Raw genomic sequence first — 20,850 nt, forward strand, 5'->3', positions numbered from 1 at the left:
GTGCTCCTGACGCCGCGGGGATGCGTCCACCGAGCATGCGGTCCCCGGGAGGGCCGGGTCATCGTGGCCGACAACAGGGTTCGGCCGTCGGGCGTTGTCGCCGACGACAAGCGCTGGGCCGGGTGGCGGACTCAGATCGTGCCGACCATGCCCCCGTCGATCACCACGTCGGCGCCGGTGACGTTGCCGGCGGTCTCGGAGGCGAGGAGCAGCACGAGCTGGGCGACCTCCGACGGGTGCGTGAACCGGCCGGTCGGGGTGCCGGCGACGGCGGCCGCCTTCACGCTCGCCGGGTCGGCTCCCTGCGCCTTGCCGATCGTCTCGGCCACCCCGCCGGCCCCGAGCCAGAGATCGGTCTCCACCGGGCCCGGGCTCACGGTGTTCACCCGCACCCCTGCGGGGCCGAGCTCCTTGGACAGCGACTTGCAGGCGCTGCGCAGCGCGGCCTTGGCGGCGCTGTAGTCGATCACGCCGGGGTCGGGCAGCGAGGCGTTGACCGAGCAGATCGTGACGATCGACGAGGGGGCGCGGCGCACGAGGTGGGGGACCGCCGCCCGGGTGGCGCGGATCGCGGAGAGGAGGTTCACCTCCCAGGCCCACCGCCAGTCGTCGTCGCTGACGCCGACGAAGCCGCCGGTCCGCGGCCGGACGCCGCCGACGTTGTTCACCAGCAGGTCGATGCCCCCGAAGCGCTCCACGGCCTGGTCGACGAGCGTGCGGGTGCCCGCCTCGGTGGTGAGGTCGTCGAGGACGACGAGCACGTCGCCGCCCTCGGCGAGCTCGTCGAGGGCAGGGGACCCGGAGCGGGCCCCCGCCGCCACCCGCGCCCCTTCCCGGACGAGCGCGCGCGTGACCTCGAGCCCGATGCCCCGGCTGGCGCCCGTCACGACGGCGGTCCGGCCGGCGAGGTCGAGCTTCACAGCTGGTGCTCCTTCAGCCACGACAGGCAGAGGTCCGCGACCGCCGGCCACCCCGAGTCGATGATCAGCGAGTGGCCGCGGTCGGGGAAGGTCTCGATGTCGGTGACGGCGCTGGAGTGCCGGTACTGCTTGAGGGTCGACCGCGTCACCGACTCGGGGACGGTGTGGTCCTTCCCGCTGGCGATGAGCAGGAGGGGCCCGCGGCCCTCGTTGCGGGTGTCGACCTCTGCGGGCGAGTGGGGGTCGAAGTTCGCCGAGGCCGCCTCGAACAGGGGGCGTCCCGGCGCCGGGATCGTCCAGCGCTCGTGGAGCCGGTCGGACTCCTCCGGCGACACCGCGTTGCCGAACGCGAACCGGAACTGCTCGGCGGACAGCGAGACCGACCGGTGCCGGTTGGCCGGGTTCCTGAACACCGGCAGCGTCGCCCGCAGCGCCGACAGCGGGACCGGGAGCACCCCCTTGATCTGGGCCGCGTCGATCGCGACGGCGGCACGGGCGCGGTCCTGCCCGAGGAGCTTCTGGGCGATCAGGCCGCCGAAGGAGTGCCCGATGAGGATCGGCGCCTCGGGCAGGGCGTCGACGATCCCCGCGACATGGGCCACGACGTCGTCGATGCCGTGGTCGGCGATCGCGTCCGCGGCCGCGCGGGACTCCTCGACCGTGGCGCCGTCGCCGGGCCAGCCGGGCGCCTGCGGGTCGTAGCCGGCCTCGCGGAACCTCTCGATCCACGGTTCCCACGACGAGGCGTGCAGCCACAGACCATGGATGAACAGCACGGGAGTGCTCACGGCGTCTCCTCCACCGGTACCGGCACCCGGGCTCGTCCCCGGTGCCGTCGGACCCGGACGCTAGGAGGGGAGGGACGCTGCCGGCTTCAGTCGCGACGACTCAACGCGTCGGGGGCGAGCGCGGCCGCCAACTGGGCGCGGCTGGTGATCCCGAGCTTGGGGAACGCCCGGTACAGGTGCGAACCGACCGTCCGGTGGGAGAGGAACAGGCGCTGCCCGATCTCGCGGTTGGACAGCCCCTGGGCCGCCAGCTCGGCGATCTGCGTCTCCTGCGGCGAGAGCTGCTCGCGGGGCCGCGTCGCGGGGCGCCACCCCCGCTCGCCGGTGGCCCGGAGCTCGCGGTCGGCCCGCAAGGCCCAGGTGTGGGCGCCCGCGGCGTCGAACGTCGCCCGCGCCGCCCGCAGCGGGGCCCGCGACTCGACGGTCCGCTGCCGGCGGCGCAGCCACGCGCCGTGGGCGAGCCGGAGGCGGGCGTGGTGCCACGGGAAGTCGCGGGCGGCACCGTCGAGCGCCGCCAGGAGGAGCTCCTCGGCCGACGCGGGGTCGGCCAGGACCGCCCGGGAGTACTCCAGCGCGATCGTCGGCCCGGTGGCCGGTGCCTCGCCGGCGAGCCGCTCCGCCGAGCCGAGCAGGGCCGCGGCCTCCTCGCGGCGTCCGGTGGCCACGGCGGCGTCGGCGAGGTAGCTGATCGTCCAGAGCTGCTGCACCCGCTGGCAGGCCGGGTCGGTGGGGACGAACACCCGGTGCAGCTCGCCGTAGGCCGGTTCCGGGCGCTCGGCCCCGAGGGCGGCGATGCCGCGGGCGAGCTGGGCGGCGGCGAGCAGGGACGAGCTGGCGGTGGGTGTCCGCGAGGCCGTGTCCTCGGCCTCGGTCAGCAGCGGGTGCCGGACGTCCCAGCCCCCGCCGAGAGCGTCGACCACGGCGACGGCGATCCGTGCGGTGGCGCCCCACACGGCCTGGCCGGTCTCGTCGGCGAGGCGCCGGGCCTCGTCGGCCGACCTCGACGCGTCGAAGACCCCGGTGTTGATCTCGGCCCAGGACCGCAGCGCCAGCGCCTCGGCGAGCAGGCTCAGCCGGCCCTGGGTGCGGAGCTCGCCGATCGCGGCCGAGAGGAAGGAGTCGGCACGACCGAAGTCGCCGACGCAGAACGCCGCCACGCCGAGCAGCGCCGCGAGGTCGGGGCGCCCCCGCGCGTCGGCGGGCCACGCGTCCAGCCGGTGCACGACCGCCGGCGCCAGCGTGAGGGACTCCGACAGACCGAGCACCGCGAGGACCCGCGGGTCTCCCGGCGGCAGCGCCACCCGGCGGGCGGCGTCGACCACCTCGCCGCGGACGCCCTCGCCGGGGTCGCGCCACCACACGCGGCGGGCGGCGCCGAAGAGCAGCTGCATCGCGAGGTCGGCGTCGTCGTCGCCCGCCGCGCGGCGCGCCAGCCCGACGAGGTGCCGGATCTCGGCCGGCTCGCTCGTCGCGCCGTCGTGGAACGCGCCGGTGAGCCAGGTGAGCCGGGACCGCTCCCGGGCGGGGAGGTCCATCCCCGCGACGTCGGCGGTGATCTGCTCGACCTGGGCGAAGCGTCCCAGCTCGTAGCCCAGCTCGGCGGCGCCGAGCAGTCGGGCGGCCCGGCGGTGCGGATCGGGACTGAGGGCCGCCGCCCGCTCCAGGCGTGCGAGGGCGCTCGACACGGCACCCCGGCGGCGGCAGTCGGCGGCCGTGCTCTCGAGCTCGGCGGCGATCTGCTCGTCCGGGCCTGCCGCGGCCTCGGCGCGGTGCGCGACCGCACGCTCCGGCTGCCCCGACAGCACCTGCGCGAGCGCCGCGTGAACCGCACGCCGCGCGGCGGCGGACAGGGAGCGGCGCAGCGCCGAGGCGACGAGCGGGTGGGCGACCCGGCAGGTCCCGGCCTGGACGGTCAGCAGACCGAGGTCGAGCGCCTGCTGCGCGGCCGACGGGAGTCCGGCCGCGGGGTTCAGGAGCTCGGCGGCCGCGACGATCTCGGCGACGTCGTCGCCGTCGTCCAGCGCCGCCACCTCCACGATCGTCCGGGCGGCGGGGTCGAGCTCCGCGGCCCGCGCCGCGAAGGCCCGTTCGAGTCGCGCGGTCATGGGCACGTCGTCGTCGGGGTCCGGCCACCCGCGGTGGCCGTCACCCGCGGCCGTCGCCAGCTCGAGCAGGGCGAGGGGGTTGCCCTCGGCGTGCCGCAGGATCCGGTCGCGCCGGACGGGGTCGAGCGCCGGCGCCCGCGCCGCCAGCAGCGCCGCCGCGGCCGCGTCGTCCAGCCCGCCGACCTCGATCCAGCGGACGGCCTCGTCGTCCGGGAACGGCAGCGAGCCCGGGTGGGTGGTGCAGACGATCGCGATCGGCTCGGCCCCGACCCGGCGGGCGACGAAGGCCAGCGCGTCGACCGACGGCTGGTCCATCCGGTGCAGGTCGTCGAGGTGGACGAGCACCGGCGCCTCGGCGGCGGCGTCGACGAGCAGCTCGAGGACCGCGAGCGCGCTGAAGAAGGGGTTGACCGCGCCCGGGTCGGCCATGGCGAAGCACGCGAGCAGGGACTCGCGCTGGTGCTCTGGCAGGCGGTCCGCGTGGGGGAGCAGCGGGCGCAGGAGCTGGTGCAGGGCCGCGTAGGGCAGGTGCGTCTCGGACCCGGCGCCGCGGGCGGCGAGGACGCGGAAGCCCGACGCCCGCGCGTGCTCGGTGACGTCGGCCAGCAGCGCGCTCTTCCCGACCCCGGGCTCACCCACCAGCCCGAGGACCACCCCGCCGTGGCCGATCTCGTCCAGCCGCTCGGTGAGCTCCCGCCGCTCCGCGTCGCGCCCGAGCAGTCGGGTGCCCGGAGCCGCGGTCATGCGGTGGAGCATCCTGTCCGCTGCCACCGACGTCCAGCAGCCGTCCGGCCCCGGATGCGGGTGCGGCACCCGGGCCGGGCGCGTCAGGCGTGCGTCTCCTCGCGGTCGGGTGGTGCGGTGCGCACGAGCACGAACTCGGGGATGCCGCCGAGCCACCGGCGCCAGGACGGCGTGAGGCTCCCGATGACCTCGTCGGCCGGCACGACGCGCGGAGCGACCACGTCCCGGCGGGCGCCGTCGACGGTGACGGCCCCGCGCCCCGCGGCGAGGAGGTTGAGGCACCAGTCGGTGTCGCGGCCGTACGGCAGGGGCAGGACGAACCCGTCGGGGACCGGACGCGCGACGGCGGGCGTGGCGTAGTGCCGTCCCGACCGGCGCCCGATGTGCTCGACCCGTGCCGCGTACCAGTGCCGTCGCCCGGCCAGGCGCAGCATCAGGGGGTTGAGGACGTGCTTGTTGAACCGGCGGACGGCCTCGTTGGGTCGGGAGTGCCCGTCGGGCACGGTCGTGCAGCGGTACTCCTCGACGAGCGACCACGGGCCGCCGTTGACGCTCGACTCGTTGCGCCAGACCAGCGCGTCCGGGCCCTGCAGGTCCCAGGTGAGCCGGAGGCGGACGGCCGGGTCGCCCGTCGATTCGAAGACGAGGCGGTCGCCGTCGATGTGGCCGGTCATCACCTCGGCGTGCCCGTAGCAGTCGGCCAGCACGGCGCGGTACACGCGCCGTTGCGGGTCCCAGCCCGCCACCCAGTGGAGCTGCCAGGTCAGCACATGGGTGCCGTCGTCCAGGTACTGCTCCTGGTGGTAGTCGCCGACCACCCAACGGCCGTCCTGGATCAGGTGGTGGCTGCCCGCGCCGGCGGCCGTCATGGCCGGGCTGCCCGGACCCATACCTCCGGCGGCGATCGTGCCCGTCCAGGTGGTGTCGCGGTGGAAGCGCCGCAGCGCCGCCACCTCGTCCCCCGCCCCCACGGGCGTCGGCACGGCGATCGGCACGGTGGTCACGGTGGTCTCCTCGCTCGTCGGTCAGCGGCCCTCGGCCTCTGGTGGGAGGGGCAGTGGGCGGGACGGCGGTGGGGGTGGGTCGACCCGTCCGCGGAGGAAGTAGGCGAGCGGTACGAGCCCGGCCGAACCGGTCAGCACGATCGCCGCGGCCCACGCCGCCTTCGGCCCGCGGATCTCCTCCCGGGGCCGGGGCGCGAGGTCGATCAGGGCCGCGACCTTCAGGCCGGTCTCGAGACCGGCGGCGAACAGGACGGCTCGCCGGCGTCCGGGACCGAGGTCCTCCCACCGTGTGCTGGCCACGGGAGCAGCCTCGCTCTTCCGGGCGCCGGGGCGAGGACCGCTCGTCCCGTGACCGGGGGCCGACCGACCCGCGGGCCTGCACGGGCAGCCCGACGGGTCAGGCGGCGTCGGCGAGCACGGCGTCGGCGATGTCGGTGTACCGGGCGAAGCAGCCGTCGAGGTGGAGCACCTCGATCTGGAGGGCGACGGCGCTGTGGTCGGCGGCGACCACCCGCAGCGGCCGGCCGCGGACGTCGCGCCGTCGCGAGAGCACCCGGATCGTCCGGCTGGAGAAGAGGATGACGCCGCGCAGGTCCAGCACGATCGCCCCGGCGACGGTGTGCCAGCCGTGGTCGTCCGTGTGGAGGGAGGACGCGGCGATCGTGGCGGCGCGGTCGAGCTGGTCGAACAGGTCGACGTCGTTGGTGCGGTCGACGACGCCGGTGGCGGTCAGCACCAGCACCGGGCGGGGCGCCCCGTAGACGGTCCGCAGGCGGAACGACGCCTCCCCCGCGGAGGGGGTCACGGCGCCGTCCCGTCGACGGCGGGGTGCTCGACCACCTCGACCACCTCGACCACACGGCCTCCCGGGTCCGGTGCGAGCGCGCACGGCGTGCCCGCTCGTTGTCCCCGACGGCGTCCGGCCTGACTACCCGGACGCCTCTCCGCCCAACCGGGCACGATCAGTCGGCGGTGGCCTCGCCCAGCGCGGCGGCCAGCCGGAGGTGCGGCGCGGCCTCGTCGTGCCGCGACCGGCGCTGCAGCGTCCGGCCGAGCAGCAGGTGCGCGTAGCCGTCGGACGGGACGTCGGCGACCAGGGCGCGCAGGGTGGCCTCGGCCCGCCCGAGCTGCGCCGAGTGGTAGTACGCGCGGGCCAGCAGCAGCGCGACCGCGGCGTTGCCGGGGTCGTCGGCGTACAGCGGCTCGAGCTCCCGCGCGGCCGCGATGTGGTCGCCGAGCTCGACGAGGTAGCCCGCCCGCTCCCAGCGCTCGGACGGCGTCGAGGGCCCGTCCACCAGCCAGTTCAGGGTGCTCACCCCGGACTCCCTCCGGTCGTCGTGGCGTTTGCGCAGCCGGCAACCGGGGGCGGGGCGTCGTTGTTCCCGGTGACGTGGTCGACCACGCCGGCCGGGTCGGGCGGGAGGACCGGGCCGCACCAGGCGACGTGCTGGTCGGGCCGGACGAGCAGCGCCGGCCCGTCCCGGCCGTCGAGCGTCACGACGGTCAGGGGGACGCCCCGGCGGGCGCAGGCCGCGCCCAGGGCGGCGGGGTCGTCGCCGGGGCGGGCGAGCAGGGTGAGCCCGGGACCGAGGACGTCGTAGAGCGAGCGGCCGTCGGGGAGCCACGCGTGCGGCAGCCGGTGTCCCGCGCCGGGGGCGACGACCGGTGAGCCGTCGTGGTCGACGTCGAGCACGAGGTCCAGGGCGTGGAACTCGGCGTGCTTGGTCGCCTGGATGCGCTCGTGGGCGGCGCGGCGGGCCTCGTCACCGTGCGGGGTGTCGGCGTCGAGGTCGTCGACGACGAGGTCGGTCGAGAGCGTCCGCATGTTCTCGTGCGCCGCGCGGACGACGCGGTCCTGCACCGGGCGCCGCTCGGCGTCGTAGCTGTCGAGCAGGCCCGGACCGCCCCAGCCCCGGAGCACCGCGGCGAGCTTCCACCCGAGGTCGACCGCGTCGCCGATCCCGGTGTTGAGGCCGTGGCCGCCGAAGGGCGGGTTGAGGTGGGCGGCGTCCCCGGCGAGGAACACCCGGCCGACGCGCAGGGTGTCGACCAGCTGCATCCGCGCGGTCCAGGGGTCGGTGGAGAGCACCTCCGCGTCGACCGGTGCCCCGACCGCCGCGTCGATCACCGCGTGGCCGTCGCGGTCGCCGGTCTCGCGGTCGACGCCGAAGGCGATGATCCACCAGGTGTCGTCGCGGTCGAGCGGGCCGAGCAGGGCCGGCGCGGCGGGGTTGACGGTCCAGTACTGGACGGCCGGGCCGTGCCGGACGCGCGCGGACAGCCCGGGGGCGCGGAACACCATGCCGTAGTTGGGTCGCAGGGCGTGTTCCCCGACGTAGGTGGCGCCGACGCGGTCGCGCACCGTGCTGCGCGGGCCGTCGCAGCCGAGGACGTAGTCGGCCGTGACCGGCTCGGTGCCGGCGAGGTGCACGGTGACCGCGTCGTCGTCCTGGACGAGGTCGACGACGCGGTCGCCGAGGCGGAGCTCGACGGTGTCGAGCGCGTCGACGGCCTCGCGGAGCAGGTGCTCGAGGACGTACTGCGGGGCCTGCTGGCCGACCTCCGGGAAGCGGTCGCCCTGCGGTGCCAGCCCGAGGACGCCCGTGAAGCGCGAGAGCTCGTGGCCCGTCAGCGAGGTGCAGAACACCACCTCGGTGGAGTACGCCACCGACAGCGGCGCCCGGGCCCGCAGGCGATCGGCGAGGCCCCACCGGCGCAGGTGCTCCATCGTCCGCACGTTGACCGTCTTGCACCGGGGCCGGGCGTGCGAGACGTCGGTGCGTGGCTCGACGACCACGCAGTCGATCCCGCGGCGGCCCAGCTCGACGGCCGCCGCGAGCCCGACCGGTCCGCCGCCCGCGACGAGCACCTGCGTCCTGGCCACTCAGTAGACCTCGGGCAGCAGGATGTCGGCGGGCGGGTCGTCGGGCCGGTACTTGCCGGCCCGGGCGCCCTCGTGGATCTCGTCCTGCGACAGGCCCTGGGCGCGTGCCTCGAGGAGCTTGTCGGGGTCGAACCACTCGCCGATCGGGTTCTCGGCGAACTCGCGGGACGCCCAGATCCACTCCTTGGACACCGCCCAGTCGCCGAAGCAGTCGAACTGGATCTCGACGCCGTTGCCCTCGGGGTCCGCGTAGTAGAGCGACATCGTGATGCCGTGGTCGAGGCACATGAACGGCGTGACGCCGTGGTCGCGCAGGCGCTCGTAGTTGTCGAGCCACTGGTCGAACGAGCCGTACTCGAACGCCGTGTGGTGCAGGCCCGCGCTCGTCGGCTTGTCCACCGGCGCGTGCACCGCGGGGTGCTTGATCAGCGCGATCCGGTGGTTGGCCTCGTCGTTGGTCAGCCACGCCGCGGACTCGGCGTAGTGCACCGGGTAGAGCCCGCACACGAGCCCGTACCAGCGGACCATCTCGTCCAGCTCCAGCGTCAGGAACGTCGCGTGGTGCAGCTTCGGCGGGATGATCGGGGACTGCTTGTGCTGGTTCATCGGGGGTCCTCTCGGTCGAGCGTCGCGACCCAGTCCAGGACGGTCTCGACGTACTGCTTCGGGGCGTGCTCGTGCATCGAGTGCGGCGTGTCCGGGAACGAGCGGTAGTCGATCCGCTGCCCGGCCTCCGCGACCAGCTCGCAGGCGCGGCGGGCCTGCGCGTCGGTCGAGGCCCCGATCAGGCGTCCGGTCCGCTCGTCGACGGTGCGGAAGTGGTGGGTGAACAGCACCGGGACCCGCACGCGGCGCAGCATCGTCTCGTGGTCGCAGGACGCCGTCGCGGCGCCGCTGACGAACGCGCGGCCCCACTCCGGGTCGTACTCGCGCAGGTTCTGACCGGGCGGCGGGAAGGCGTCGGGGTCGGGCGGCGGGATCATGGACCCCATCGCGCGCAGGATCTCCGGCGGCAGCGCGGTGGGCATCGCGCGCATCAGCCCGTCGAGGTCGCCGACCTTCCACTGGTCGCCGAGCCAGGTGTTCCACGCGGTGAACACCGGCCCGATGGCCTGCCGGATGCCGGGCCCGACGGCCGGGGTCGTCTGGCTGGCGAACACCGGCGGGTCCTCCCACACCGCGCCCCGGATCACCCCCGGCTTGGCGAACGCCGACAGCCAGGCCGACAGCACCCCGCCCGAGGACATGCCGCTCACGAGCGTGGGCCGCCCGATGACGAGGTCGATGAACCGCTCGAGGTCGGCGCCGAAGACGTCGATCGTGTACCGGCCCGGGGTCCACGTGGAGCGCCCCTGCCCGCGCAGGTCGACGGCGTGCACGTGGAAGTGCTCGGCGAGCAGCGGCATCGCGGGCTCGTAGCCCCACCAGGACTCCGACTGCCCCGGGATCAGCAGCAGCGCGGGCGCGGCGGGGTCGCCGGCGGTCGCGTAGTTCATGCGGATCTCGCCGAGGTCGACGAGCTGCTCGGGGAAGGCGTGCGACACGAAGGTGCCGTCGCGGTCGGCGGCCTCCAGGTAGGCGGTCACGAGGCCTCTCCCGTCACGAAGCGGTGGGTCATCTGGCCGATCCCCGCGCACCAGGTGACGAGCTCGTCGCCGGGGGCCAGGAAGCGCGGCGGGGTCCGGCCCGCGCCGATGCCGGCCGGCGTGCCGGTGAACACCACGTCGCCGGGCAGCAGCGTCACGATCGCCGAGAGCTCGGCGACCAGGTCCGGGACCGAGAAGATCATCGCCCCGGTGCGTCCCTTCTGGACGCTCTCGCCGTTGACGAGGCACCCGAGCTCGAGGTCGTCGGGGTCGAGGCCGGCCGCCCGCAGCTCGTCGGGACTGACCAGCGCCGGGCCCATCGGCGAGAACCCGGGGTAGGACTTGCCCATGCCGAACTGCGGCGGCGGTGCGGCGAACTGGGTGGTGCGGTCGGAGAGATCCTGACCGACGGTGAGGCCGGCGACGTGGTCCCACCCCTGCGCCGCCGGGATGCGGTGACCGCCCGTGCCGATGACGGCGACGAGCTCGACCTCCCAGTCGACGTTCCCCGGGGACAGGCGGATGTCCCCCTGGGGGCCCGTGAAGCTCGACGCGTACTTGGTGAACACCAGCGGCGTCGTCGGCAGCTCCATGCCCGATTCGGCGGCGTGGTCGCGGTAGTTCAGGCCCACCGCGAAGACCTGCGGCGGCCGGAGGGCGACGGGGCCGAGGGCGCCCAGGGGGACGGCGGCGGCGAGGTCCGCCGACGCGGCCCAGTCGCGGAACTCGTCCCAGCGGTCGTAGACGGCCTGCGGGTCGGCGGCGAAGCGGCCATCGCTGGCGCGCTCCACGTCCAGCCCGCGCAGGCCGCCGGCGGACTCGGGGTCGGGCTCGACCAGGGCGAGCCGTCCCGCGTGGTTGGCGATGCGCACGGAGAATCCTCTCTGGGCCAGTGCCGTGACGCCGTCGGTCAGGCAGCTGTACCGGCCGCGTCGACGTGACCTGGACCATCCAGAAGCTAGGGCGCTAACTTATAAGATGTCAATGCGCGCTAGGCTTCGCCGCCGACGGGCGTCGTCCGGACGAGGGGGTGGACCGTGGCCGCTGAGGTGGGGCGGGGCGTGCGGTCGGTGGCCTCGCGCAAGGCATCGGCGGTCGACCTCGTGCTGCACGAGATCCGTCGCTCGATCCTCAGCGGGGAGCTGCCCCCGGGGCAGCCGTTCACCGTGCCGGCCCTGACCGAGCAGCTCGGGGTCAGCCACGTCCCGGTGCGCGAGGCGCTGCGCCAGCTCGAGGCCCAGGGCCTCATCGTGCTCAGCCCGTCCCGCAGCGCGCTGGTGACCCCGCTCGACCCGGACGACCTGCGGGCGATCTACCGGCTGCGGATCACCGTGGAGCCCGAGCTCGCGGCCCTGTCGGCGCCGGGGCGCACCGACGCCGAGATCGCCGAGCTCGACGCCATGGTCCGCGCCGCGTTCGACCACGTGCTCGGCGAGGCGTTCTGGCAGCCCCACCGCGACTTCCACGCCGCGCTGATCGAGCCGGCCGCGAGCGTCTGGGACCGGCGGATGCTCGCCCCGCTCTGGGACGCGTCCGAGCGCTACACGCGGCTGGTGTTCGACCCCGTCGAGGCGCCCGAGTCGTTCGCCGAGCACCGCGCCCACGCCCACGACGAGCTCGTCGACGCCGCGCGCTCGCGCGATCCGGAGCGGGTGCGGGCCGCCGTGCGCGGGCACCTGGAGGACAACCTGGCGACCATGCTCGCCGCGATGAGCGGCCTGGACACGGCGGCGCGGCCCGCCGCCGACCACGGCGCCGGCGCCTGACCCGCTACCCGGACCGTCCCGCGCTCTCGTCGTCGCGGTGCGCTCGACGGCCCAGAGGTCCGGCATCCCTCCCGCACCGCCTCCCGCACCGCCAGCTCGTGCATCGCGGCCGTGACCGACCGGGCGTTGTGGGCGGCGCGGACGTCCAGCGGGCTCACCATCGTGTCGCGACCCGGCGTCGCACGGCGCCCGTCGACGTCGCCAGCTCCATCCTCGAGCCGGGGGAGAGCACCGGGGAGCTGGCCGCGAGGTTCCCCGGCGCGCAGCTCGGTGCGGCGCTGGACAGCGTGCCCGTCCCGCTGCCCGACGGTGGCACCGGCAGTGACCTCACCATCCGCCAGGAGGAGTTCCGGAAGGTGTTCGCCGCCGACGTCGCCGAGGACGTCGCCGACCTGATGGCGGCCACCCAGCGGCCGATCACCTCGGCGGCCCTGGAGGAGCCGGCCACGAGGGCCGCCTGGAAGACCGTCCCGTCGTGGAACTTGGTCACGCTCGACGACCTCGCCATCCCGGCCGCCTCCATGAGGTTCATGGGCGGGCGCCCACACCGTGGAGGTGGCGGCGTCCCATGCCGTCACGGTGTCCCGGCCCGACGTCGTGGCCGACCTCGTCCGCGAGGCCGCGCGCGAGACGGATCGCGTCAGCCCATGACGACGTGGCGGGTCCCGCTGACGCAGTCGCCGGCGCGCCCGGTGTCCTGGTACTCCGCGCCGGTGGTGGAGGTGCAGGTCCAGCCGCGGACATCGCGGCGCAGCGTCGCGGAGACGTCCCCGGAGAGCGGCGCGGCGTAGTAGGCGGTGACGATCGTGCGGGCGGTGGTGCACGGGGTGGACCCGTCGACCACGGAGACCCCGGTCGTACCGCCGGTGATGGCGTTGGGGACCTGCCCGCAGGAGGACGACGCTCCCGTGCCCCCGCCGCCCGTGCTCCCGGGCAGGACGAGGGCCACGACGGCGCCGGTGGTCGGGCTGATGAACAGGCGCAGGTCCGCCTCCGACAGGTAGGCGAGCTGCTCGTCCTCGTGCCGGATCGGGGTCCGCATCACCTCCCGGACGGCGTCGCGCGTGGAGCCGTCGGCGAGCGCGGAGGCGATCTGCGCGTCCGGTCCGTGGCCCTGGTCGGTGAGGCGGCGGATCGCCGCGGGGTCGTAGGGCCGCAGAGCCCGGTACAGCGCGCGGATGCGGGCGGCGACCGGTCCGGTGACCCGCACCCCCTCGGTGTCGACCAGCGTCGGCCCGGGATCGGCGGCCGGCATCGCGGACGACGCCGACGACGGCGAGGGCGGGACCGTGGGCAGCGGCGAGCTCGGCGCCGGGCCCGCGGTCGGCGCCGGGGGAGCGGAGGCGAGCGAGGTCCCCACGACGGCGGCGGCCGCGCCGAGCAGGAGGACCGCGACGAGCGCTCCGAGCACGAGCCGCGAGTGCCGCCGGTTCCCGGGCGCTGCGGGGTCGCCGCGCCCTGGCACCGCCAGCCGCTCGGTGACGGCGTCGTCGGCGTCGAGCCGGGGAAGCGTGCGCAGCGGGACCACGGTGATCGCAGTCGGTCCGCGGCCGGGTGCCGTTACCGGTCGGGGCCCTCGGACCGGCCGTGATGCTCAACCACTGCGTGCACCTGTCGGACCGCGACATCGAGCTCATCGCCGCGACGGGCTCGCCGGTCGTGCACGACCCGACGAGCAACATGCTGCTGGGGTCCGGCGTCGCCCTGATCCCCCGCCTACGCGCCGCCGGGGCGACCATCGGCCTGGGGTGCGACGGCCCGGCCTGCACCAACGGCCAGGACATGATCGAGAACATGAAGTACGCGGCGTTGCTGCAGAAGGTGGTGGCGCGGCAGGCCGACGTGGTCGTCGCCGAGGAGGTCTTCCGGATGGCCACCTCCGGCGGGGCCGCCGCCGTCGGCCTCGGCGACCGGCTCGGCCGGTTGGTGCCGGGGTTCCTCGCCGACGTCGTCCTGGTCGACGCCACCGGTCCCCACATGATCCCGATGCACGACCCCCTCGCCGCGCTGGTCTACAGCGCCCGCGCCGCCGACGTCGACACGGGGCTGGTGGGCGGCCGGATCGTCGTCCGGCACGGGGAGGTGCCGACCCTCGACGAGGAACGGGTGGTCAGCGACGTGGCCCGGCGGGCGCGCGCCGTGCGGCGCAGCGCCTGATCCGGAGGGGCCTGAACCGGAGGGGGCCTGACCGGGAGGGGCGCCGCGCCGGCGGCGCCCCCACCCGACGTCTCAGGCGTGGGCCTTGGCCTTCCGGCGCCACTGCGTGAGGGGGCGCTCGGTGTAGCCGTTGGGCTCGGTGCCGCCGCTGAAGACCAGCTCGAGGGCCGCCTGGAACGACTCGCTGTTCTCCAGGTCCGGCGCCATGGGCGGGTAGCCCTCCACGCCCTCGTTCTGCTCGTCGACCAGCGCGGCCATGCGCGCGAACGTCTCCCGGACGGTGTCGGCGTCGACGACACCGTGCTCGAGCCAGTTCGCGATGAGCTGGCTGGAGATCCGCAGCGTGGCGCGGTCCTCCATCAGCCCGACGCCGTCGAGGTCGGGCACCGTCGAGCAGCCGATCCCCATCCCGACCCACCGCACGACGTAGCCGAGGATCGACTGGGCGTTGGTCTCCAGCTCCCGGCGCACGTCGTCGTCGGACAGCGTGGTCGGGTCGGAGAGCGGGAGCTCCAGCAGGTGGCGGCGGTCGGCCGTCTCCCGCTGGGCGAGCTCCTCCTGGACGGCGTGCACGTCGACGCGCAGGTAGTGCAGCGCGTGCAGGGTCGCGGCGGTCGGCGAGGGGACCCAGGCGGTGTTCGCGCCCGCCTTCGGGTGGCCGATCTTCTGCTCGAGCATCTCGGCCATCGCGGCGGGCTTGGCCCACATGCCCTTGCCGACCTGCGCGTGGTGCTCGAAGCCCGCGGCCAGGGCGACGTCGACGTTGCGGTCCTCGTAGGTCTGCAGCCAGACCGTCGACTTCATGTCGCCCTTGCGCAGCACGGGGCCGGCGGCGAAGCAGGTGTGGATCTCGTCGCCGGTCCGGTCGAGGAAGCCGGTGTTGACGAAGATGACGCGGTGCGCGGCCGCGCCGATGCAGGCCGACAGGTTGACCGTCGTCCGCTTCTCCTCGTCCATGATGCCGATCTTGAGGGTGTTGGTGTCGAGGCCGAGGGCCTCCTCGACCGCCGCGAACAGCTCGACCGTCAGGGCCACCTCGTCCGGCCCGTGCTGCTTGGGCTTGACGACGTACAGGCTCCCGGCGCGGGAGTTCGTGTGCGGTCCGAGCCCGCGCAGGTCGTAGAGGCCGGCGACGGCGCACACGAGCACGTCGAGCACGCCCTCGTTGACCTCCTCGCCGTCCGCGGTCAGCACCGCGTTCGTCGTCATGTGGTGGCCGCACGTGCGGACCAGCATCAGCGAGCGCCCGGGCAGCGTCAGCGACGACCCGTCGGCGGCGGTGTACTCGCGGTCCGGGTGGACCCGGCGGGTGACGGTCTTCCCGCCCTTCTGGAACTCCGCGACCAGGTCTCCGGTCATCAGGCCGAGCCACGTCCGGTAGGCCAGGGCCTTGTCCTCGCCGTCGACCGTCGCGACCGAGTCCTCGAGGTCGACGATCGTGGTCACCGCCGACTCGAGCACGACGTCGCTGACCTCCGCGTGGTGCTGGCGTCCGACCTGAGTGGACGGGTCGATCACCAGGTCGACGTGCAGGCCGTGGCGGACGAGCAGCACGTTCCCCCGGCCGTCGTCGTCCGGGGCGTTGAAGCCGGCGAACGCCGAGGGGTCGGCCAGCCCGACGGTGCCGTCGGCCGTGTCGGCGGCGAGGCCGTCGGTCGACGGGCGGTAGGCGGTGACGTCGGCGTGGCTGCCGCGCTCGAGCGGGAAGAGCTCGTCGAGCAGCTGGTCGGCCGCCTCGATGACCTGGGCGCCGCGCCGCTCGTCGTACCCCTTCTCGAGCTCGTGGTCCTGGGGGAGCGCGTCGGTGCCGTAGAAGGCGTCGAACAGCGAGCCCCAGCGGGCGTTGGCGGCGTTCAGCGAGAACCGCGCGTTGGTGGACGGCACCACCAGCTGCGGGCCGGGGACCTCGGCGATCTCCGGGTCGACGTGGTCGACGTCGATCGTCGGGACGCTCGAGGGCTCCGGAGCCAGGTAGCCCAGGTCGGTCAGCAGCTTCTCGTAGTCGTCGCGGGTGCCCGCGCCGTGCTCGCCGTGCCAGGCGTCGATCTTGCCCTGGAGGTCGTCGCGCTCGGCCAGGGCCGTCGCGATGCGCGGCGCGAACCGCTCCTGCAGGCGCGCCAGGGTCGACCAGAACTGCTCGGACGTGAGCTCGACCTGCGCGAGCAGCTCGTCCTCGACGAACGCCCGCAGGTTCTCGTCGACCTGCAGCCCGGACCGCTCGGACATCTCGGACACCGACGTACCGCCCCTCGCCTCTGGACCCGATCGGGCACGCGACGACGAGGACGTCGCCGTCGGCTGCCCTGCTCACGCGGGGATCTGACCGCGACCGGGTGACGGCAAACGTGCCCGTCGGTGCGCGGAGACTCAGGTGGCGGGCTGGAGCCGGTCCCGGAGCCAGCTGCCGGCCGCCCGGAGGGCGGCCGCGGCCTCCGGGTAGATCCCGACGCCGAGCTGGAAGAAGTGCTGCATCTCCGGCCAGACCTGCAGCGTGGCGGGCACGTCGGCGAGGGCGGCGGCGCGGACCACGGCGAGGGCGTCGTCGAGCAGGACCTCGTGGCCGCCCACCTGCACGAACAGGGGCGGGAGGGCGGTGGCGAGCTCGGCGGGGCCGGCGAGGACGGGCGAGGCGGCGGGATCGCTGGGGTCGTGGCCGTCGAGGTACTGGCGCGCCATGCGCTGCAGGCTCTCGCGACTGCACTCGAGGTCGACGTCGCGGCGATCGGTGTACGACGCCGCGGTGCAGCGCAGGTCGGCCCAGGGCGACATCAGGTAGGCGGCGGCCGGCCGCGCGAGTCCCGCACGGTCCGCGGCGAGCAGCGTCTCCAGCACGAGCCCGCCCCCCGAGGACTCCCCGGCCAGGACGAGCCGCTCGGCGGCCACGCCTCCGTCGAGCAGCGCCCGCACGGCGGCGACCGTTGCCTCCACGTCCCGCGGGAAGGGGTGCTCGGGGGCCAGCGGGTAGTCGAGCAGGAGGACCCGGGCCTCCAGGGCGAGCGCCAGGTGCCCGGCGAACTTGCGCCGCGAGGCGGTGGACGTGATGACGTGGCCCCCGCCGAAGAGGTACAGCACCGTGCGGTCGGGCGGCGCGCCCGACGGCGTCACCCACATGCCGCGGATCGCGTCGTCGGCCACCGGTTCCTCGGTCACCCCCTCCGGGGCGGCGGTGAGGTCCTCGGCGTGCTCGCCCGCCGCTCGCTGCTGCGCGAGGGGGAGTTCGGCCATCCGCGGGGCGGAGCGCAGGAGGTCCGCGAAGCGCTGCGCTTCATCACTGATCATCGAGGCTCCGGTGGGCTCGGGGCGACGACGGGCCGACCCGTCGTGTACGCAGAGTGCGTAAGGTCCTGCGTCACACGGGCGACTGTAGGGCGACGCCGACCTCGTCGTCATCACTCAGAGTTCATACAGGACGCGGGCCGGAAAAATCTCGGACCGCCTGTCCGTCCCGGCGCCCGCTGTTCGTCCATCGGACGTGGCCGCAGGATGGAGCCGGCCCCGACCCCGAGGAGCGATCATGACGATGTACGCAGCGCTGATCTACACCGACGACGTGGACTGGTCGGCGCCCGAGCACGCCGAGGAGACCGCGGAGTACGGCGAGTTCGGACGCGGCGCGGCGGCGATCATCCGCGGCGGGGCCGCGCTGTACCCGACGTCCACCGCCACCACGGTCCGGGTGAAGGACGGTGACGTCGTCACCGGGGACGGTCCGTACGCGGAGACCAAGGAAATGCTGATGGGCTTCTACCTGCTCGAGTGCGGCGACCTCGACGAGGCCGTGGCCGCCGCGGCCCGGATCCCCGGTGCCCGCCACGGGGCGGTCGAGGTCCGGCCCGTCATCCCGATGTGACCGAGCTCGACGACAACCGGCACGCCGGCCACGCCGGCCACGCCGCCCTCGTCCGCGTTCTGCGCGACGAGGGCCGGCGTGTGCTGGCCACCCTCATCCGGACCGTCGGCGACTGGCAGGTGGCCGAGGACGCCGTCGCCGACGCCGTCGAGCGGGCCCTCGCGACGTGGCCCCGCACCGGCGTCCCCGAGCAACCCCGGGCCTGGCTCATCGTGACCGCACGGCGGTGCGCCGTCGACCGGCTCCGCCGCGAGCACCGGCGGGCCGAGAAGGAGGCGTCGGCCGTGGAGCTCCTGCTGCCGCCCGAGGACCGGGACGCCGACACGATCGACGACGACCTGCTCCGGCTCGTCTTCACCTGCTGCCACCCCGCGCTCGAGCCCGCGGCCCAGGTGGCCCTGGCCCTGCGCACGCTGTGCGGCCTGACCACGGAGGAGGTCGCCCGGGCGCTGCTGGTCGGCGAGGCCACGATGAGCAAGAGGATCACCCGGACCAAGCAGAAGATCGCCCGCGCCGCGATCCCGTACCGGGTGCCGGCGGCCCACGAGCTGCCCGACCGTCTCCTCGCCGTCGCGGCGACGGTCTACTTCCTGTTCAACGAGGGCTACTCGGCCACGTCCGGCGACGTCCCGCTGCGCGCCGAGCTCGCGACGGAGGCGGTGCGGCTGGCCCGGCTCGTCCACGACCTCCTGCCCGACGAGCCGACCGCGATCGGCCTGCTCGCCCTGCTGCTGCTCCAGCACTCCCGTCGCGACGCCCGGGTCGACGCCGAGGGGCGCCCGGTGCTGCTCGCCGACCAGGACCGGGACCGCTGGCACCACGACGAGGTCGTCGAGGCCGTCGCCCTGGTCGGGCGCGGGCTGCGCCGCTGCCCCGACCGGCCCGACCCCTACGTCGTCCAGGCCGCGATCGCGGCCTGTCACGCGCTCGCCCCGAGCACGGAGGCGACCGACTGGGACGCGGTCGTGTCCTGGTACGACGTCCTGCTGACCGTGCGCGACGGGCCGGTCGAGCGGCTCAACCGCGCGGTCGCGATCGGCGAGCGGGACGGACCCGCGGCCGGCCTCGCGGCCGTCGACGTCGTCGAGGGCCTCGACCACTACGCGCCCTGGCTCGCTGCGCGCGCCGTCCTGCTCTCCCGGCTGGGCCGGACCGGCGAGGCCGACGTCGCCTTCGGCCTGGCCATCGACGCCGAGAGCAACGCGGCCCGCCGTGACGACCTGCGCCGCCGGCGGCGCCGTCCCGGTGTGACCTGATCCCGTCGCCCCGCGACCCCCTCGCCTGCTGCTGGTCCCGTCGCGCGGAGTCGGAGGTCCCGGGAAGCGGGTGCCGACGGTCCTGGTGCGACGCCGACCGCGAGCTCGACCGTGGGCACGGCCGACGTCCTCGAGGAGGTCCGCAATGCGAGCCCAGACCGGGAACTGGTTGATCGTCGAGGGCCTGACCGACGAGTCGCCGCGCCGTCAGGGCGAGATCGTGGGCGTCGAGCACGCCGACGGCAGCCCGCCGTTCTGGGTGCGGTGGCTCGACGACGACCACACCAGCCTCGTGTTCCCCGGCCCGGACGCGCGCGTCGAGGCGCACCCCGTCCACGCGGCCGTCGGACGCGAACGGTGAGCGAGCCGCCCGAGGCACCCATCCTGTCCTGAGGGTTCGGGGCGGGTGCGGGCGAGCGCGGACGACGGCGGGGCCGGAGGATCGGACCGGCCACCGCGGGCGTCGCGGCGGTCCGGGGGTCGATCGGAGGGTGCACGTGGAGCTGCGCAAACTCGCCGGACAGGTGGTCGAGTCGGTGCTGTCGATCGGCGGCATCCGGGTCGGCACGGAGGAACCGCACCACCTGCGCCGCCCGCTCACCGACGCCGTGGAGCTGCGGCGCTACGGGCCGCGGATCGCCGCGGAGACGGTGGTCGCGGCCGACGAGGAGCAGGCCCGCAACCTGGGGTTCCGTCGCCTGGCGGGCTACATCTTCGGCGCCAACCATCGGGGCGACGAGATCGCCATGACCGCGCCGGTGGCCCAGCAGCCCGCCGGCGGCGACGAGATCGCGATGACCGCCCCGGTCGCCCAGTCCCGCGAGGGCGACGGCGGGTGGCGGATTCGGTTCTTCATGCCGTCACGCTGGACGATGGACACCCTGCCCGCCCCCGACGACGACGCCGTGGCGCTGGTGAGGGTGCCCGGGGAGACCGTCGCCGTGCTGCGCTTCAGCGGCGACCGGGGCCCGCGCGCGGTCGCCGCCCGCACCGACGAGCTGCTGGCGACCCTGCGCGAGCACGGCGTCGCGACATCCGGCGACGCGGTGGCGTGGTTCTACGACCCGCCCTGGACCGTGCCGTTCCGGCGCCGCAACGAGATCGCCGTGCCGGTCGAGGACACCGACGACGGCGACGAGGGGTGGTCCTCGACCTGACGGTCCGCGGCGTCGTGGACCGTCCGCTCACTCGAATGCCGGATCTCGTCGACCGCGCCGCACCTGCCCGGGGCATCGATTGGGGTCGCGACCGCATCACGATCCGGTACCCGGATCCGACGACGGTGCCGCCGGGGGAGTAGGGGAACGGCGCAGCGGGGGCAGTGTCATCCGCCGCGAACCGGAAACGCATGGTGACCACGCGCTGTCACGAATCGGTGACCGACGACTGCATAGTCTCTCGATCGACTACTCAACGGAGTCGTCGGCCGGGGGAAGTCGCACCGTTCGGGGGTCTTCCTGCTCGGTGTCGCCCCGCAACATGAACGCGCTCGCGCACCGTGGCGTGAGCGACGGGTGGGACCCATCGAGACGGTTGAGGTGGCATGAGCGCAGACGCTGCGGACACCGAGCAGTCCGGGCGGCACGGGCCGTTGCCGACACGGGATCCCACCTCCCGCGTCATCCCGGCACCGCGGGCCGGGCAGCCCGCCGCCGACGTCATCCCGATCCAGCGCGCCGCCGACGACGTCGCCCCTCGAGCGGCTCGCCGCTCACGGCCGCGTGCCGAGGTCGATCTCCCGGCCCCGATCCCGACGGTGGATCCGGCGGAGGCGGAGGAGTTCCTGCGGT

The 20,850-nt window shown here is 74.9% G+C and carries 22 protein-coding genes; 7 read left to right on the plus strand and 15 right to left on the minus strand.

Annotation, left to right across the window (positions count from 1 at the left end; all coding sequences use genetic code 11):
- Nucleotides 1-131: 131 nt before the first annotated feature.
- The 11 genes from ABD994_RS12840 to ABD994_RS12890 all read right to left on the minus strand — a co-directional run bounded on the left by ABD994_RS12840 (nucleotide 132) and on the right by ABD994_RS12890 (nucleotide 10,903).
- Nucleotides 132-920 carry an SDR family NAD(P)-dependent oxidoreductase gene (locus ABD994_RS12840; RefSeq protein WP_345414848.1) on the minus strand — a complete coding sequence of 263 codons (789 nt, stop codon included), beginning with the start codon at nucleotides 918-920 and terminating at the stop codon, nucleotides 132-134.
- A complete protein-coding gene (locus ABD994_RS12845; protein WP_345414850.1) occupies nucleotides 917-1,708 on the minus strand; it encodes an alpha/beta hydrolase in 792 nt (263 codons plus the stop codon). The genes ABD994_RS12840 and ABD994_RS12845 overlap by 4 nt, the downstream gene beginning before the upstream one ends.
- Nucleotides 1,709-1,794: 86 nt before the next feature.
- Nucleotides 1,795-4,557 carry an AAA family ATPase gene (locus ABD994_RS12850; protein WP_345414852.1) on the minus strand — a complete coding sequence of 921 codons (2,763 nt, stop codon included), beginning with the start codon at nucleotides 4,555-4,557 and terminating at the stop codon, nucleotides 1,795-1,797.
- An 83-nt stretch (nucleotides 4,558-4,640) separates the two neighbouring features.
- Entirely contained in the window at nucleotides 4,641-5,561 is a 921-nt protein-coding gene (locus tag ABD994_RS12855) for a hypothetical protein (protein WP_345414854.1), read from the minus strand.
- 21 nt (nucleotides 5,562-5,582) lie between these two features.
- Complete coding sequence (locus ABD994_RS12860; RefSeq protein WP_345414856.1) at nucleotides 5,583-5,861, minus strand: hypothetical protein; 279 nt, start codon at nucleotides 5,859-5,861, stop codon at nucleotides 5,583-5,585.
- 97 nt (nucleotides 5,862-5,958) lie between these two features.
- Nucleotides 5,959-6,366: a hypothetical protein gene (locus ABD994_RS12865; RefSeq protein ID WP_345414858.1), complete on the minus strand. Its 408-nt coding sequence runs from the start codon at nucleotides 6,364-6,366 to the stop codon at nucleotides 5,959-5,961.
- A 157-nt stretch (nucleotides 6,367-6,523) separates the two neighbouring features.
- Complete coding sequence (locus ABD994_RS12870; protein ID WP_345414860.1) at nucleotides 6,524-6,877, minus strand: tetratricopeptide repeat protein; 354 nt, start codon at nucleotides 6,875-6,877, stop codon at nucleotides 6,524-6,526.
- Nucleotides 6,874-8,445 (minus strand): FAD-dependent monooxygenase, encoded by a 1,572-nt coding sequence (locus ABD994_RS12875; RefSeq protein ID WP_345414862.1) that lies wholly within the window; start codon nucleotides 8,443-8,445, stop codon nucleotides 6,874-6,876. Before ABD994_RS12875 ends, ABD994_RS12870 begins: the two co-directional genes overlap by 4 nt.
- The gene (locus ABD994_RS12880) at nucleotides 8,446-9,051 is read right to left on the minus strand and encodes a VOC family protein (protein WP_345414864.1); all 606 of its coding nucleotides are present in this window, start codon (nucleotides 9,049-9,051) and stop codon (nucleotides 8,446-8,448) included.
- Nucleotides 9,048-10,031 carry an alpha/beta fold hydrolase gene (locus ABD994_RS12885; RefSeq protein ID WP_345414866.1) on the minus strand — a complete coding sequence of 328 codons (984 nt, stop codon included), beginning with the start codon at nucleotides 10,029-10,031 and terminating at the stop codon, nucleotides 9,048-9,050. Before ABD994_RS12885 ends, ABD994_RS12880 begins: the two co-directional genes overlap by 4 nt.
- Nucleotides 10,028-10,903: a fumarylacetoacetate hydrolase family protein gene (locus ABD994_RS12890; protein WP_345414868.1), complete on the minus strand. Its 876-nt coding sequence runs from the start codon at nucleotides 10,901-10,903 to the stop codon at nucleotides 10,028-10,030. The genes ABD994_RS12885 and ABD994_RS12890 overlap by 4 nt, the downstream gene beginning before the upstream one ends.
- Nucleotides 10,904-11,068: 165 nt before the next feature.
- Here ABD994_RS12890 and ABD994_RS12895 point away from each other — a divergent pair, with 165 nt between their 5' ends.
- The gene (locus ABD994_RS12895) at nucleotides 11,069-11,797 is read left to right on the plus strand and encodes a GntR family transcriptional regulator (protein ID WP_345414870.1); all 729 of its coding nucleotides are present in this window, start codon (nucleotides 11,069-11,071) and stop codon (nucleotides 11,795-11,797) included.
- Between the two features lie 154 nt (nucleotides 11,798-11,951).
- Here the strand turns inward: ABD994_RS12895 and ABD994_RS12900 are convergent, their stop codons facing one another.
- Both ABD994_RS12900 and ABD994_RS12905 read right to left on the minus strand, forming a co-directional pair.
- Nucleotides 11,952-12,287, minus strand: a complete 336-nt coding sequence (locus tag ABD994_RS12900; RefSeq protein ID WP_345414872.1) for a hypothetical protein — start codon at nucleotides 12,285-12,287, stop codon at nucleotides 11,952-11,954.
- Nucleotides 12,288-12,437: 150 nt separating this feature from the next.
- The gene (locus ABD994_RS12905) at nucleotides 12,438-13,325 is read right to left on the minus strand and encodes a hypothetical protein (RefSeq protein WP_345414874.1); all 888 of its coding nucleotides are present in this window, start codon (nucleotides 13,323-13,325) and stop codon (nucleotides 12,438-12,440) included.
- A gap of 26 nt (nucleotides 13,326-13,351) precedes the next feature.
- On the opposite strand from ABD994_RS12905, the gene ABD994_RS12910 reads away from it, so the two are divergent.
- Nucleotides 13,352-13,954 (plus strand): amidohydrolase family protein, encoded by a 603-nt coding sequence (locus tag ABD994_RS12910; protein WP_345414876.1) that lies wholly within the window; start codon nucleotides 13,352-13,354, stop codon nucleotides 13,952-13,954.
- A gap of 72 nt (nucleotides 13,955-14,026) precedes the next feature.
- On the opposite strand, the gene ABD994_RS12915 is transcribed toward ABD994_RS12910, so the two are convergent.
- Together ABD994_RS12915 and ABD994_RS12920 are read right to left on the minus strand one after the other, a co-directional pair.
- Nucleotides 14,027-16,180, minus strand: a complete 2,154-nt coding sequence (locus tag ABD994_RS12915) for a malate synthase G (protein ID WP_345414878.1) — start codon at nucleotides 16,178-16,180, stop codon at nucleotides 14,027-14,029.
- Nucleotides 16,181-16,321: 141 nt separating this feature from the next.
- Entirely contained in the window at nucleotides 16,322-17,233 is a 912-nt protein-coding gene (locus tag ABD994_RS12920) for an alpha/beta hydrolase fold domain-containing protein (protein WP_345414880.1), read from the minus strand.
- Nucleotides 17,234-17,468: 235 nt separating this feature from the next.
- On the opposite strand from ABD994_RS12920, the gene ABD994_RS12925 reads away from it, so the two are divergent.
- The 5 genes from ABD994_RS12925 to ABD994_RS12945 all read left to right on the plus strand — a co-directional run.
- Nucleotides 17,469-17,804: a YciI family protein gene (locus tag ABD994_RS12925; protein ID WP_345414882.1), complete on the plus strand. Its 336-nt coding sequence runs from the start codon at nucleotides 17,469-17,471 to the stop codon at nucleotides 17,802-17,804.
- Nucleotides 17,801-19,060 (plus strand): RNA polymerase sigma factor, encoded by a 1,260-nt coding sequence (locus tag ABD994_RS12930; protein WP_345414884.1) that lies wholly within the window; start codon nucleotides 17,801-17,803, stop codon nucleotides 19,058-19,060. Before ABD994_RS12925 ends, ABD994_RS12930 begins: the two co-directional genes overlap by 4 nt.
- Before the next feature lie 145 nt (nucleotides 19,061-19,205).
- Entirely contained in the window at nucleotides 19,206-19,421 is a 216-nt protein-coding gene (locus ABD994_RS12935; RefSeq protein ID WP_345414886.1) for a DUF1918 domain-containing protein, read from the plus strand.
- Between the two features lie 136 nt (nucleotides 19,422-19,557).
- Nucleotides 19,558-20,217 carry an SOUL family heme-binding protein gene (locus ABD994_RS12940; RefSeq protein ID WP_345414888.1) on the plus strand — a complete coding sequence of 220 codons (660 nt, stop codon included), beginning with the start codon at nucleotides 19,558-19,560 and terminating at the stop codon, nucleotides 20,215-20,217.
- A 386-nt stretch (nucleotides 20,218-20,603) separates the two neighbouring features.
- Nucleotides 20,604-20,850 (plus strand): hypothetical protein (locus ABD994_RS12945; RefSeq protein ID WP_345414890.1); only part of this gene is annotated, 247 nt, incomplete at its 3' end.

This window comes from Actinomycetospora chlora, assembly GCF_039542135.1.
GTDB classification, from domain to species: domain Bacteria; phylum Actinomycetota; class Actinomycetes; order Mycobacteriales; family Pseudonocardiaceae; genus Actinomycetospora; species Actinomycetospora chlora.